This is a genomic window from Alteromonas australica, from assembly GCF_000730385.1.
Lineage (GTDB): Bacteria > Pseudomonadota > Gammaproteobacteria > Enterobacterales > Alteromonadaceae > Alteromonas > Alteromonas australica.
On sequence record NZ_CP008849.1, the window covers coordinates 3,941,654 to 3,955,718 of the forward strand.

Annotated in this window: 15 protein-coding genes; 3 read left to right on the forward strand and 12 right to left on the reverse strand. The window is 45.5% G+C overall.

The features are described from left to right. Positions 1 to 20: 20 nt before the first annotated feature. Entirely contained in the window at positions 21 to 1,220 is a 1,200-nt protein-coding gene (locus EP13_RS17170) for an OmpA family protein (RefSeq protein WP_044058350.1), read from the forward strand. A gap of 73 nt (positions 1,221 to 1,293) precedes the next feature. Here EP13_RS17170 and dnaB read toward each other — a convergent pair whose 3' ends face one another. From dnaB to EP13_RS17195, 5 genes are all read right to left on the reverse strand, one after another. Next, positions 1,294 to 2,679 (reverse strand): replicative DNA helicase, encoded by a 1,386-nt coding sequence (gene dnaB, locus EP13_RS17175; protein WP_044058351.1) that lies wholly within the window; start codon positions 2,677 to 2,679, stop codon positions 1,294 to 1,296. A 146-nt stretch (positions 2,680 to 2,825) separates the two neighbouring features. Then, a complete protein-coding gene (locus EP13_RS17180) occupies positions 2,826 to 3,311 on the reverse strand; it encodes a hypothetical protein (protein ID WP_044058352.1) in 486 nt (161 codons plus the stop codon). Positions 3,312 to 3,566: 255 nt separating this feature from the next. Next, the gene (locus EP13_RS17185; protein ID WP_052364461.1) at positions 3,567 to 4,556 is read right to left on the reverse strand and encodes a DUF4097 family beta strand repeat-containing protein; all 990 of its coding nucleotides are present in this window, start codon (positions 4,554 to 4,556) and stop codon (positions 3,567 to 3,569) included. Positions 4,557 to 4,568: 12 nt separating this feature from the next. Beyond that, entirely contained in the window at positions 4,569 to 5,075 is a 507-nt protein-coding gene (locus EP13_RS17190) for a hypothetical protein (RefSeq protein ID WP_044058353.1), read from the reverse strand. Next, positions 5,068 to 5,643 (reverse strand): RNA polymerase sigma factor, encoded by a 576-nt coding sequence (locus tag EP13_RS17195; protein WP_081869531.1) that lies wholly within the window; start codon positions 5,641 to 5,643, stop codon positions 5,068 to 5,070. The genes EP13_RS17190 and EP13_RS17195 overlap by 8 nt, the downstream gene beginning before the upstream one ends. A 131-nt stretch (positions 5,644 to 5,774) precedes the next feature. On the opposite strand from EP13_RS17195, the gene EP13_RS17200 reads away from it, so the two are divergent. Continuing rightward, positions 5,775 to 6,413, forward strand: a complete 639-nt coding sequence (locus EP13_RS17200; RefSeq protein WP_044058355.1) for an MOSC domain-containing protein — start codon at positions 5,775 to 5,777, stop codon at positions 6,411 to 6,413. A gap of 67 nt (positions 6,414 to 6,480) precedes the next feature. On the opposite strand, the gene rplI is transcribed toward EP13_RS17200, so the two are convergent. The 4 genes from rplI to EP13_RS17220 form a co-directional block, all read right to left on the reverse strand. Further along, complete coding sequence (gene rplI / locus EP13_RS17205) at positions 6,481 to 6,933, reverse strand: 50S ribosomal protein L9 (RefSeq protein ID WP_044058356.1); 453 nt, start codon at positions 6,931 to 6,933, stop codon at positions 6,481 to 6,483. A gap of 26 nt (positions 6,934 to 6,959) precedes the next feature. Beyond that, on the reverse strand, positions 6,960 to 7,187 hold the full coding sequence (gene rpsR, locus EP13_RS17210) for a 30S ribosomal protein S18 (RefSeq protein WP_012519954.1): 228 nt from the start codon (positions 7,185 to 7,187) through the stop codon (positions 6,960 to 6,962). 11 nt (positions 7,188 to 7,198) lie between these two features. After that, entirely contained in the window at positions 7,199 to 7,600 is a 402-nt protein-coding gene (gene rpsF, locus EP13_RS17215) for a 30S ribosomal protein S6 (RefSeq protein WP_044058357.1), read from the reverse strand. 148 nt (positions 7,601 to 7,748) lie between these two features. After that, positions 7,749 to 8,927: a GAF domain-containing sensor histidine kinase gene (locus EP13_RS17220; RefSeq protein ID WP_044058358.1), complete on the reverse strand. Its 1,179-nt coding sequence runs from the start codon at positions 8,925 to 8,927 to the stop codon at positions 7,749 to 7,751. A gap of 296 nt (positions 8,928 to 9,223) precedes the next feature. On the opposite strand from EP13_RS17220, the gene EP13_RS17225 reads away from it, so the two are divergent. Next, positions 9,224 to 9,511, forward strand: a complete 288-nt coding sequence (locus tag EP13_RS17225) for a YebG family protein (protein WP_044058359.1) — start codon at positions 9,224 to 9,226, stop codon at positions 9,509 to 9,511. 105 nt (positions 9,512 to 9,616) lie between these two features. On the opposite strand, the gene EP13_RS17230 is transcribed toward EP13_RS17225, so the two are convergent. The 3 genes from EP13_RS17230 to EP13_RS17240 all read right to left on the reverse strand — a co-directional run bounded on the left by EP13_RS17230 (position 9,617) and on the right by EP13_RS17240 (position 13,994). Further along, positions 9,617 to 11,191 carry a methyl-accepting chemotaxis protein gene (locus EP13_RS17230; protein ID WP_044058360.1) on the reverse strand — a complete coding sequence of 525 codons (1,575 nt, stop codon included), beginning with the start codon at positions 11,189 to 11,191 and terminating at the stop codon, positions 9,617 to 9,619. A gap of 155 nt (positions 11,192 to 11,346) precedes the next feature. Then, positions 11,347 to 12,852: a sensor histidine kinase gene (locus EP13_RS17235; protein ID WP_044058361.1), complete on the reverse strand. Its 1,506-nt coding sequence runs from the start codon at positions 12,850 to 12,852 to the stop codon at positions 11,347 to 11,349. 59 nt (positions 12,853 to 12,911) lie between these two features. Next, positions 12,912 to 13,994 (reverse strand): methyl-accepting chemotaxis protein, encoded by a 1,083-nt coding sequence (locus EP13_RS17240; protein WP_044058362.1) that lies wholly within the window; start codon positions 13,992 to 13,994, stop codon positions 12,912 to 12,914. Positions 13,995 to 14,065 lie beyond the last annotated feature (71 nt).

The following is a 14,065-nucleotide window of genomic DNA, read 5'->3' on the forward strand; positions in this document are numbered from 1 at the left end:
ACGTTAAACAGGATGTGACTATGAAAAAACACTTTAAATTGGCAGCAATTTCTTTAGCTGTTCTATCTACAACTGCGTTCGCACAAGACTCTTCAGAGCCGGAATATAAGCAGTGGTTTGGTTTATCGGGTATGTTTTATAACACCGACCCAGGTCGTCCGCTTACTGAAGGCGTTTATGATGATGGTCAAGGTATATCTTTCGAATACGGTTTCCGCTTTACGCAAAGCTGGGCTGCTCGTATTGAATATACTGACCTAGAACTTGATTACACATCTGCAATCAGCACAGGTTCTACATCTGAAGACGGCGAAATGGTCGGTATCGACGCACTTTACTTCATGCCTGACGACATGTACTACCTGTTTGGTGGTATTAAGCGCCAGTCAGTAGGTGAGTCAACTACCCTTGCTAACGTCGGTATCGGTAAACACTGGGATTTGTCTGATACGGTTAAAGTTATCACAGAAATCGCGACTTACCACGACTTCGGTGAAGACTACAACGACTACAGCGTTAAAGTGGGTGTAAGCATTCCATTCGGTAAATCAACGCCAGCGGCGCCTCAAGACAGCGACAACGATGGCGTAGTTGATAGCCGTGACCAATGCCCTATGACGCCAGCTGGTGTTCGTGTAGATGCAACAGGTTGTAGCGTAGATAACGACAACGATGGTGTTCTTAACAGTGTTGACCAATGTCCAAACACGCCTGCTGGCACGAAAGTAGATGCGAAAGGTTGTGCAATCAAAGATGCCGACAATGACGGTGTTGTTGATGCAATGGACGAGTGTCCTGACACAGCTGCTGGCGTAAAAGTTGATGCGAAAGGCTGTACAGTATTTGACGAAGAAACGGTAGAAATTACCCTACGCGTTCTTTTCGACAACGAAAGTGCTGTTGTGAAAATGCCTAAAGATCCTGAAATTTCAGAATTTGCTGAGTTCATGAAGCAATATCCTTCAACCACTGCGGTAATTGAAGGTCACACGTCTGCTCCAGGTTCTGAAGCGTACAACATGGACCTTTCTGAGCGTCGTGCTGCTAACTTCAAAGATGTAATGGTTGATATGTATGGTATCGATTCAGACCGTCTAGAAACTATCGGTTACGGTGAAAGCCGTCTACTTGATACTGCGAGCAATGCTGAAGCGCACCGTGTAAACCGTCGCATTTCAGTAACAGTGAAAGACACTGTTAAAGTTCCAGAAGAGAAGTAATAGTCACTCTTATTAAAAAAGGCGCCTAGGCGCCTTTTTTATTGCTCTGTTAACACGAGTTAACGCTGCAATTCTAATATTCATCAGGCACAGCAGGGCCTGCATAGTTGTCGAAACGGGAAAACTGGCCTTGGAAAGTCAGACGGCTGGTACCAATAGGTCCATTACGCTGCTTACCAATAATAATTTCAGCCACGCCCTTATCTTCACTGTTCTCGTGATACACCTCATCACGGTAAATAAACATGATAAGGTCGGCATCCTGCTCGATAGATCCTGATTCACGAAGGTCAGAGTTAACTGGACGTTTGTCTGCCCGTTGCTCCAAGCTTCGGTTCAACTGCGACAGGGCAACCACGGGCACTTCCAACTCTTTCGCCAGCGCTTTTAATGAACGGGAAATCTCAGCAATTTCCAAGGTTCTATTGTCGCTCAGCGAAGGGACTCGCATAAGTTGCAAATAATCCACCATGATTAAACTGATGCCGCCACGTTCTCGTGCTAGCTTTCTTGCTCGACTGCGCACATCCATGGGCGTCAACCCAGAAGAGTCATCGACAAACAAGCTATCTTTGTCTTTCAGCATGGCCATGGTGTTTGAAATACGCGCCCAGTCTTCATCATCAAGCTGTGCGGTTCTGATTTTCGTCTGATCCACGCGACTAAGGGACGCCAGCATACGCATCATGATTTGTTCCGACGGCATCTCTAAACTGAACACAAGTACCGGCTTTTCTTCCGACATCATGGCATTTTCGACCAAGTTCATGGCGAAAGTGGTTTTACCCATAGAGGGTCGAGCTGCCACAATGATAAGGTCTGATGGCTGTAATCCACTGGTCTTTTTATCAAGATCGGTGAACCCGGTGGTTACCCCTGTCACTTCTTTATTGGTTTTTACCAACACTTCGAGACGGTCAATGGTCTTGCCTAAAACCGACTCTACATCACGGGGGCCTTCGTTCTCGCCGGTTCTGCGCTCGGCGATTTCAAACACTTTACTTTCGGCTAAGTCGAGAATGTCTGCGCTGTCGCGACCTTCTGGGTTGTAGCCAACTTCTGCAATTTCGTGTGCCACACCAATGAGTTCACGGGTTATGGCACGCTCACTGATAATTTGAGCATAAGAGACCACATTTGCAGAACTCGGGGTGTTTTTAGCAAGCTCGCCTAAATAAGCAAACCCTCCCGCATCCTCGAGCTCATCATGCTTTTCAAGCTCTTCAGACACTGTGATAAGGTCCACTGGGTTACTGTTGTTCAGCAACCTAATAATGGCACGAAAGATAATTTGATGAGAACGGTTGTAAAAATCCGTGTCTGTGACCAGCTCAGCCACTTTATCCCAGCTTTCAGGATCAATAAGCATGCTGCCAAGAACTGACTGCTCTGCCTCTATGCTATGAGGCGGAACCTTCAATTTCTCTACGCTTTTATCGCCTTGGGGAGGAGATACCACTAACGTTACCTTCTTAGTTCACCAAAAATCCAGCTTGCTATTATGCGCTTTTGCGATGCTTTGAACAATAAAGGATATTGCCCAAAGCGTTTGAAGGTCAAAATTTTAATCAGGTGAATCGGCTCAACCAGCGGATAATAGAGGGGCTATATGGGTGCCACCTCTAACGTTTTTTCTATGCGATAGAAGGTACCATCAAAAACAGTATAAGCCGTGGTATCTTCCTGAAACACCAAAGTGCTACCTATATCTTTTGCGCCCAGTCCGCAATCTATGGTGACTTGTGTCACTTTGCCTGGGACAAAGCCAAGTGATTTAGCATCCACGCGATAATATTGGCTAAAGTCATCTAGATGAAACTGTTGTTCATGATAACGCGGGGTAATGCACTGTTGTTGATTCAGCGTCGCCCTATCACTTTTATATTGTAGAGAACGGCCTAATATCGTTTGTGCCTGCTGTGGTGACACAGCAGATATACCCGGTTGGTGCGCCTCTGTCACCACCCATGTTCCCTCAAAAAAGGCAGGCTCTTTTACCGCACAACCTAGGGTAAACGCACTGACACTGAGTGAAAGGGCAATAAAACTGTGAAAGCGCCAAAACCGCTTAAAATGGCGTACAACACCCACGAAAAACTCCTTATTTAAACTTTTTTCGTCCTATTCGCTACAGAATATGAGCCTCCCAGTAGAAGAGCGTTCATTTCTTAAGACAAAACGACAATAAAATACGTTGATAACACAGAAGAAAATAAAAAGTGCGGCGGCGTTCAATTTCTGAGTCTGCCCCTTTTCTTTCTCATCATTCATGTGTTGATGGTGAAGAAATGGGGGCAGATTTTGTTTTTTCAATCGTTATAACTAATTAGATTTTGACTATTTAATTCATTTTTCGTCTATGGTGATACTACCATGGACAGTAGAGATATCTACACTGCCTTCGCCACCATTGTTGATAAAGCGCAACCAGCTACTCGGGCCGTACTTTGGTTTTTGAGGCTTGTCGCTAGATATATTGTTTGAAATATTACCGCCAGCATGGGTCTCAATATCGAACTGTGCTGACACCCCTGGCTGAAATACCATATTGATGGTTCCACCTACTGAACTCGCCTTCACCCTGCCATTAGGGTTAAGTGTAAGGAGGCTTTTTACATAGCCATTGACGGTGTTAATAGATAGCGCATCAACAGTCTGTAGCGTCAAATCAATCTGACCATTGACGGTTTCGACGGTGACATCAGGGCTAGATGTCGTCACCGCAATCTCGCCGTTCACAGATGCAAACGACACCATTTCATTGCCTATATGGGCAGCTTGTATTTCGCCATTTACTGTCTCTGCATCTAAACGACCATAGACATTCTCTAGGGTAATATCACCGTTCACTGATTCGGCTTTTACCCGTTTACCTGTATTGCTGATACTCACATTTCCATTTACTACCTCGACGTTGGCACCTTGGGTGACACCTTCTAAATACACATCGGCATTAACCGCAGTGTAATTAATATCGCTGTCTTTAGGCACGTAAATGGTCAGATCGTCGCCTTCGTCGTTATTTTCCCACCACTTTTTGCCAAGTCGGTTTACTTCAACGTGTATGATAACCACGTTACCTTTGCGTTCAAAAATGAACTCATTGGTTCTATCACTTAGCTCGCCTACCACCTTGACTTGCTGATTATCCCAAACTTGAATATCCGCTTTACCATTTACATGCTCTATATCGAGCTTAGGTGAGGAGCCAGTGTCTAACGTACGATCCACCTTTTCACCGGCATCAGCTGGGGTACTTGCCAGACTAAGGCCTAAGGTAAATAGGCTTAGCGAAAGCACGCGTGCATAAGTAGAACAGTTGCTATAGAAATTCATGATGAATTCTCCTTAGATTTGCTGCCATTTGGGCGCGTGCACTCGCTCAATTAGGGCAATTTGTTGTTGATAAACTTGATGTAACATTCGAATAAGCGCCGCGTTATTTGGGTCGTTTTTAAGGGCTGTTTTAATAGCCAACGCCGCGTCGTCTAACTCATTCATTTGCGCTTGCCAGTTATCCGTTACCGCAGGCACACTTTGATAACTAGCAAGTAAACTGGTAACTTGCTGTTGCTGTTGCTGACTCATTGATTCCACTAAGGCATAGCCTGGGCTCTCCTTGTCATGCGTATCGAAAAACTGAGGAACCGTTAACCATAACACGCTGGCCAAACACACACTGGCTGCCAGTGCGAACCACTGATTTGATGACACTCTAGTCGAAACCGCTTTTTCTTCTACAATGGCTTCAGACGTTAGTCCCAACTCAATCCCTTTCCAGAGATCTCGCTGTGGCTGTTTCTCTGTTGGCAAGTCGTCGATTTTAGCGTGTAATTGTTTGTCGAAATCATTCATCTTCACACCCCATCCAACCTTTTATCAATTGCTTCGCACGGTGAAACTGCGCTTTACTAGATCCTATCGCCATGCCTAACATGGCCGCAATTTCTTCATGTCGGTAACCCTCTATGGCATGCAGCACAAACACCATGCGCGCGCGTTCTGGTAACCGTAAGATTAGCGCTTCCAAATCGACTTCTGCGCTGTCAGATTCAGCGACATTTGTCATTGCAGAACTCGTTTCAAGGTTAAACATGCGCTTTACCCATCCCCGCTGCTTACGCATATAATCCACAGTGACATTTGCTGTTACACTGTGTAGCCATGTAGTAAATAGGCTCTGACCGTTAAAGTTACTCAATTTATTGAATAACTGGATAAACACCTCTTGGGTCGCATCTTCAGCTAAACCTTTGTCACCGGTTAGGCGAAAACATAAAGCGTAAACACGCCCCACATGCCCATGGTACAGCGCCTTGAAGGCTTGCTTATCGCCTCGTTGCGCAGCTGATATAACAGCCTGTTCGTCGCTTGATACCGACACCGTACTGGCGTGTATGACACGTTGTTGGGTGTGCTCCATGATAATCTCTATTATTTATTAGCAAGCCTGAACATTCGCGGTTTTTGGCTGGCGTATTTGTTAGTATTGTTAGGTTAGTCGTACCCTATACTAGAAAGGTTTAAAGTCACTACAATTTTTTTGGAGTTTTCATGGATGCCGTTTTCACCGTTAATGGCCTTTTTGCTGGCCGTGCACAACCTTTGGGCCCAAGAGGCGCCCCGAGCTGCATTGTAAAGTCCGCTGTTGCTTCATTAACCGTAAGGGAAGATGGGACAGATGAGGATGATCAGGCGAATAAGCGATTACATGGAGGGCCAGAAAAAGTCCTTCACCAATTTGCCCCCATTAATTACCTTACTTTGCAAAAGCACTTTCCCGACGGTAAATTCGTTGCCGGAAGTATTGGTGAAAACATCAGTGTAGACGGCATGGATGATGCTACTGTATATATTGGTGATATCTGGAAATTCGGCGAGGTAGAGTTGCAAATAAGCGCGCCAAGGGCGCCATGTAACAAAATATCCCAGCGCTTTGAAATACCGAACCTAGACCGGTTTGTCGGTGAGCGAGGCATAACGGGTTGGTATTACCGAGTGATTAAAACAGGGAAGATTCACGTAGGGGACGAAGTCACGTTACTTCATCGTGAGGAAAACAGCGTGAACGTCAACACCTTGATGCAATGCGTACACACCAAAGCTGACAAGGTTCTCGCGAACACGCTTGCTCAACTGACTGTGCTTGATGACGAATGGCGCGAAAAATGTGAGAAAATTGCAAAAAAATAGCGCTGAAATAAGCCCATAGACACAAAAAAGCCGCTCAAAAGAGCGGCTTTTTCATATACGTCAACGCTTACGCTTCAGCAATGATGATCACTTTGATAGAAGTGATTACGTCAGAGTGAAGTTGTAGGTCGATGTCATACTCACCAGTCTCACGAAGAGTACCAGTAGGTAGTTTAACTTCTGCTTTTTCTACTTCAACGCCAGCTGCAGTGATTGCATCAGCGATGTCGCGAGTACCAACAGAACCAAACAGTTTACCTTCATCACCAGCAGGCGCGGCGATGGTTACTTCAGCCAACTCGTTGATTTTATCAGCGCGTGCATTTGCAGCAGCTAGCTGCTCAGCAATTTTCGCTTCTAGTTCAGCACGACGTGCTTCAAACTTTTCAACGTTGTCTTTTGTTGCAGGAACCGCTTTACCCTGTGGGAAAAGGAAGTTACGAGCATAACCAGACTTAACAGTCACTTGGTCGCCCAGACCGCCAAGGTTGGCGATTTTATCTAGTAGGATGATATTCATCTTAGCTACCCCTTAAGTTCGCCAAATTACTTGTGTGAATCAGTGTACGGAAGCAACGCAAGAAAACGTGCGCGCTTAATCGCAGAAGACAGCTGACGCTGATATTTTGCGCTTGTACCAGTAATACGGCTAGGGACAATTTTACCGCTCTCTGTGATGTAGTTCTTAAGAGTAGCGATATCTTTGTAATCTATCTCAGTCACACCTTCTGCAGTAAAACGGCAGAACTTACGACGTCTGAAAAAACGAGCCATGAGTGATCTCCTTAAGCGTTGTCTTCAGTGGTTTCAGTTTTCTTTTCTGCGCGCTCTTGGCGAGGTGCAGAATCGTCACGACGCTCACGACGAGGCTCTTCTTTCATCATTGGAGAAGGCTCAGTTACAGCGTTCTTAGTGCGCATTACCATGTTACGTAGGATAACGTCGTTGAAACGGAAAGCATTTTCCAGTTCGTCAACAGCTTCTGCAGTGGCTTCAGCATTGATTAGTACGTAGTGGGCTTTGTGCAGCTTTTCAATTGGGTAAGCCAGTTGACGACGGCCCCAATCTTCTAAACGATGAATCTGACCACCGTCTTGCTTAAGAATTGTAGTATAACGCTCGATCATACCAGGTACTTGTTCACTCTGATCAGGGTGAACCATAAATACGATTTCGTAATGACGCATTATAGCTCCTTACGGTTGTAGCCTCGACAGTACAGCCGACTGTATGGAGACAAGGAACGAATTGGGTTGGCTGTAAGGGCGCGCATTATACGCGCAGGCAATTAATTGCACAAGCATTAATCACCGACTAAAACCGCTTAATGCGTATTTAGCGACGTAAGTTAGCAGAGAAAGTAAACACCGTTGCCTGTTCGTTTGACACCACTGACAGTTTTCCTTGATGAGCTTCGGCTATTTGAGAGGCGATGAAAAGCCCTAATCCTAGCCCGCCCGAGTGTTTGGCATTTTTATTCCGCCAAAAAGGTTGGAAAAGCTTCGCTTTAGTGTCTTCTGGTATAGGGGTACCGCTGTTAGCTACGCTAAGGGTGAACACGCCATTCACCTTACCGGCATAAACATCGATAGGGTGGGCATGGTCGCCATGGACAATAGCATTAATCAGCAGGTTCGAAAGCAATTGGCCTATGCGTTCTGGGTCGCAATAATGAGGCCCAGAAACCTGAATATTGGTATTAATATGGCATTCGGGGTGTAGCGTAGCCAATTCATTTACACCGTGCAATAACACTTCTTGAAGCGTCTCAGACGAGCGTACATTTAGGGTAATGCCTTTGCCCATTTTACCATGGGTGAAATCCATCACATCATTAATAAGGCGCTTCATTTTATTCACACTGTTATCCATGCGCTTCAGTACCTTTTGGGTAGTGCCATCGGAAAGTGTTTCAGAGAGAAAGTCCACGCCCATTTTTAACGATGATAAAGGCGTACGAATATCATGGCCTAGGATAGCAATGTATTGCTCTCGCAATTTCGCCGCAGACTGCTCATCGAATAAAGCGGATTTGGCAGAACTAAGCTGATCGTTTACCTCAAGTTGGCGAGAGATGAGCTCAGCAAATGACGCTATTTGATTATCAATTTTTGCTGTTTTTAATGCGGTAGGGGTGGGATCTAACCCACACAAGGTGCCAAAAAATGAGCCGTCGGTTTTGTATATTGGGTAAGAAAAATAGCTCTCAAATCCATACATGACAGGAATGGGGCTGGTTTTATATTGGCTGTCTTTAGAGGCTTCTTCTATTACAATGGCCTTCGCAGACTGGCGAACTTGGCTGCAAAACGTGGTTTGGATTTCAAGCTCATCACCAGGCTTTAAATTAAAGTCTACCTTGTCGAGTACCGAACACATGGTCCAATTATCTTCGGTGACTCTGGCGACGCATATAAAGCGTAACCCTGTGGCTTCTGACAGAATATTCATGATATGCGGTACCGCTTCAATAGCTTGGATGGCAGCAATATCTTGTTGAATGGCCTGTTGCATTACATCTCCTTTCCTACCGAATTTCTGTCGCTTGTCTTTTTCCTATGCGTGGACAAAGTAGTGGGTCAGCATCACTTAAACACATCGGTGTTTCGCGAAATCTACCGAAATGGCGAAGCTTTTCCCAGAATAACAGACTTTGCCAGTTCCCCGCATCAAAAGTTATGCAAGCGCGGTGGTGGGCGCTGATATTCGCTAGGCGACCAAATACGTGTATAAACCTCAAAATTAACTGTTTATTTATACAGTAAAATACTGTACAGTTTTTGTGTCTTTTAAAAAACAGGGGACCTACCATGGCCATTACCACACAGTATGTTGTTACACACAAAGGGGTAGAAAAATTGGTAACTACCGATAAAAAAGAAGCCGATCAATACGATAAAATGCTTGACGCTGCCGACCAGCTAGCAGAATACATTCAAGCGAAAGGCATTAACTTAGACGATAGCCTTGCTGAAGAGCTTTCTATTATGTTGGCAAAAAGCAAAGATAAAGTGGCTAAGATATTTAAAGGTGCAACGGCACAGAGCGTCTTAGAAGACGAAAGCGCCGAAGTGGTAAAGCTAAAGGCTAACGGTTAACCACGGCGAGGTGACCTACCGTTAGCAAAGTGCTTTTCAAACGATTTGCCTGCGCTACGTAGTGAATGAATTACGTTTCGCGCGGGCAACTATCCACAGATGAGTCTAGCGCTTGTCAGTGCTAAAACGGAGAATAAGCGAATGCACTTGTTCTACTGTTGTTTTAAGGTCGTTACTGGCTTTGAGTGACGCTTCAGAGGCTTGTTGGGTGTCTTGCGCACCGTCAGCCACTTCTACAAGCTGCTGATTAATATGGTCGGCCACGGTACTTTGCTGTTCAACGGCTGACGACATTTCAACAGTGGCAGAGGCTATACCAGAAACTGCATTGTTAATTTCTTTAAGCGCCCCTCGAGTCTCTTCAACAATTTCGGTGCCGTGTTCTGCTGAACTTAGCCCTTCCGTTGACACTTTTACAGCGCGTTCGGTACGCGCTTCTAATTCTTGAATAATGTTGTGTATTTTATCCGTGGACTCTCGTGTTTTTGAGGCTAATGTTCTCACTTCATCGGCCACCACAGCAAAGCCCCTTCCCTGTTCACCTGCTCTAGCGGCTTCTATTGCTGCGTTAAGGGCTAACAAATTGGTTTGATCGGCAATCGTGGAAATAATACTGGCAGCTTCGCCAATATCAGAGGTGGATTGGGCTAGTTCTGTTACTGTATGAGAAATAGATTCTACGGCTTGACGTAACTGCAAAATAGCCTGCATGGATTGCTCAGCTTTGTCATTACCGGTTTTAACATTGTCTGCTGCAGTTTGCGCACTTGCAGCATTGGCCTCCACACGTTGAGCCACATCTTGGATGGCTTGGCTCATTTGGGTAACGGCAGATGCAATTTGCTGTGTCGCCTGATTTTGTTGTACTACGGCGGCACTGGTTGTTTCTGCTTGGCAATGTGTGGTGGATGCGATTGTCTCTAGCCCAAATGAAGCATCTTTAATTCGCGTTAGCGCCGTACGAGTTCTGGCTAGCTCACAGGCAAGTACTAGCTTAGCTTGAGCAATATAGTTCACATCCTGATAATAGGTTTGCGCCACAATATCGTTGCTGTAGCTAGCGGGACTTAACGCTAAAAGCCCCTTCCATTGCGCGCGGCTAACGCTACTTTGCCATGAGAGCATAACAAGGGAAGCCATCAGGGCTAACAAGCCTGCGAACGCGCCGTATGCAACCCCCGCCCCTATCGCAAGTAAGATACCAATGAGCCATATTGGATAGACGGAAGCGAGTAAAGAAGCGGCTTTACTCATCATACTGACCGGCGATTTATTCTCCTGTAAGCGGTGGTAAATTCCTAGCGCTCTTTCTTTTTCGTGGTCTTGGGCTGCGATCCTGACAGATTCGTAGCCCACAATATTGCCATTTTCATACACAGGCGTCACAAACGCCGACACCCAGTAATGATCGCCATTTTTGCACCGGTTTTTAACCAGCCCCATCCAGCTTTTTCCCGCCTGAAGGGTCGCCCACATCTCTTTAAAAACGGATGCTGGCATATCAGGGTGTCGAATAAGGTTATGATGTTGACCCACAAGCTCTTCGCGGGAATAGCCACTCACTTCCACAAACTCATCGTTGCAGTGCTGAATAACACCTTGGCGGTCGGTAGCGGATATAAGACGGTAGTGGGGAGGGAATACGTTCTCGCGTTGAGTGACGGGCTGATTACTTCTCATAGTTTACGCTATCTCCATCAAGCGTTATCACAGCGTGATACAAATTGTTCGTTATTGTCAGGCATAACAATAAGCCTAGAACACAATTCACAAATTTGTATACTAAAGTAGCATCTTTAAAAAGTCACTCTCTATCAAATACGTACCGAGGTGAATTAGGCACGTTTAAGCGAAACCGATACGGTTGTCCCTTGATTTTCTTGGCTCACCACTTCAATTTCGCCTTCGTGCTCTTCAATAATGGTTAACGAAATAGACATCCCTAATCCCGTGCCATCCCCCGGCGGTTTCGTGGTAAAGAATGGGGTAAACATTTTACTTATCACATCTTTTGACATGCCGTGCCCCTGATCTTCAACGCTGAGTATGGCCAACGTATCTGTCTCGTCTAAGCGAATAAAAATGCTTTTCCCTTCAGGTGTAGCGTAAATAGCATTGGTAAGTAAATTCACCAATACCTGTTGAATTTGCCCAGCATTTCCTAGTACTTGCACATCATGAGAAGGCGCAATAAAGTTAACGCTGTTTTTGTACTTATGTAAGTTGGCTGTCAGTTTTACCGCGGAATTCACAGCTTCCACTAGGCTTACGGCACTACGCTTGCCTGCGCTCGGGTATGAAAAACTACGAAGCGCTTTAACTATTTCGACAATACGTTCAATGCCTTCGGATGACTCTTCGAACATTTCGGCAATAGCTTCAGCACTTTCGTTTAGAGAGTATCTATCTTCAAACTCACGAAAACGCGCTAGGATGTCACCCCCTGCTTGCTCACACAAACCTTGAATATCGCCAAGGGCACTTTGATAATCTTTAAAGATATCTTTCGCCACTGAAGTATTACTTCTCACATACCCTATGGGGTTATTAATTTCATGAGCAATACCCGCTGCTAGTTGTCCGAGCATGGCCATTTTATCGGCAGAAACCAGCTTCTCTTGTAAATGTGCTTGGTTTTCTTGCATGGATGAAAGCGCGGCTTTTTGATGCCTAACCTCGTGCTTGGTGCTTTGATAACCCAAGCCAAATTGCAGGTAATGTTTCGTGGTGTCTAAGATATGCAGCATTTCTTCATCTAAATGGTCGTCTTTAGTCACCAATGCTAACCAAGCGTTTTCATCCTTGCCTAGCTTTTGCATAAAGTGGAGTAACCTCACCTCTTGCTCAATCCTTGGGTTATCGATTGCACTAACACACCAGTGAGAATAGTCGTCACAGTAAGAAAGAGGCAGCGCTTCCAAGATAGTACTCACCATATCAGGGGCATCTATCCACCCTTCGTCGTGGGTCCACACCTTATTGTCCGCTATTTCAGGTTCTTTTCCTGGCGAGGTGATGAGCACTATACCGCAATAGGCATCGGTGAATTCCACCGCCGACTTGAGGGCGGAAAAAATGAAGCCCGATCCGCTGTCGGATTGCGTTAGTTGAGAAGCAGAGCGATTTAAATAGAGAAGTTCTCGTTCACGCTTTTTACTATCGTGAAGCGCTTTACGTAAAGCTTGGTTAGCAAGATAGGCGTCGTTGGAGTAGCTTTCTAAAAACCACTCCGCATTTTTTCGGGCGTGTTTTTGACGCTTTAATTGGCGTTCAAGTGAGCTCACCTTAGCCTTAAGTTCGGCGACTTCTTTGGCTTCACCTTGTTGTGATGAATGCTCCAAAATCTCTTTCTCCTGACTTAAGGCTAGTGCTTTCCCTTATGGGTAAGTATAGCCCAAGATTACTGAGTGAGTTTATCCAATACCATCATGACGCGTTCACTTGCTTTTTCCATTTCCAGCACTTTGCTTTCTACAGTATGAGGGTCATTTTTCATATTGGCTTGCAGTGCCGCCACGCCATGTTGGTGAACCGCAGCGTGAGGGGCTTCAAGCTCTCTAAACGCTGAAAGTTGGGCCAATTGAGCATTCCGATTGTCGCTATACCATTGACCTAAACGACATTGTGTATGGTCAGCAAAATCACTGGCTTGTTTGCTACTATAGCCACACAGTACCGCATAAACCTCAGATTTCCACACTACGTGATCTAATTTAACGGTTTGAATAAATGCACTGAGTGCGCCTGTGCTTATGGTGCTTCGCATGCTATCGCAATGGTTGACCATCACTTCGTAGCTGTTGTTTAGCGTATTGATGCCAACTTCAAGGGCTTCATTGTTGCCTCGTAGCTCATTAACCCCAGACACCGCTTTCGCTGTGGATTGAATGATACCGTTAACCAACTCAGACACCTCCGTCGCTGATTTGTTGGTTTCGGTGGCCAACGCCCTAACTTCATCTGCGACTACACTAAAGCCTCTACCCGCATCACCTGCACGGGCAGCTTCTATCGCCGCATTCAGTGCTAGCAGGTTAGTTTGATCAGAGATACTGGTAATCGTAGAAACAAACTTGTTGATGTTATCAGCTGTGGTGGATAACCCTGAAATGCGCTCGCTCATGCTGCTCATTTGAGAGCTCAGGCCCCCCATGTCTTTGATGATTTTTTCCAATACACCGGAAGAGTCACTAAATAACTGGCCAATATCTGCGGTGGCTGTATTTTCTGCATCTATGTGTTCAAATGCAGCGAATACCGTTTCTCTGATCCCCCCCACTTGCTGCAATGAATCAAGCAAGCCCTTGGTGATCCCAGGCGCGTATTGGGTTGACTGTGACTGCTGCAGCTCGTTATTTTGTTGATGTAGCGACTGATTTTCAGTCTCTAGCGCGCTTATTCTGTCAAGCGCTTGGTGGTATTGTTGTTGGAGTTGCGATACTTCAGCCGCTTTTTCTTCATAACGATGGCGAGAGACAAACATAGGTGTACCAAATTAGATAAATTATTTTCAGGGTAACAGATGTGTCGGCACTTCCACCATTAGTCTGAAGT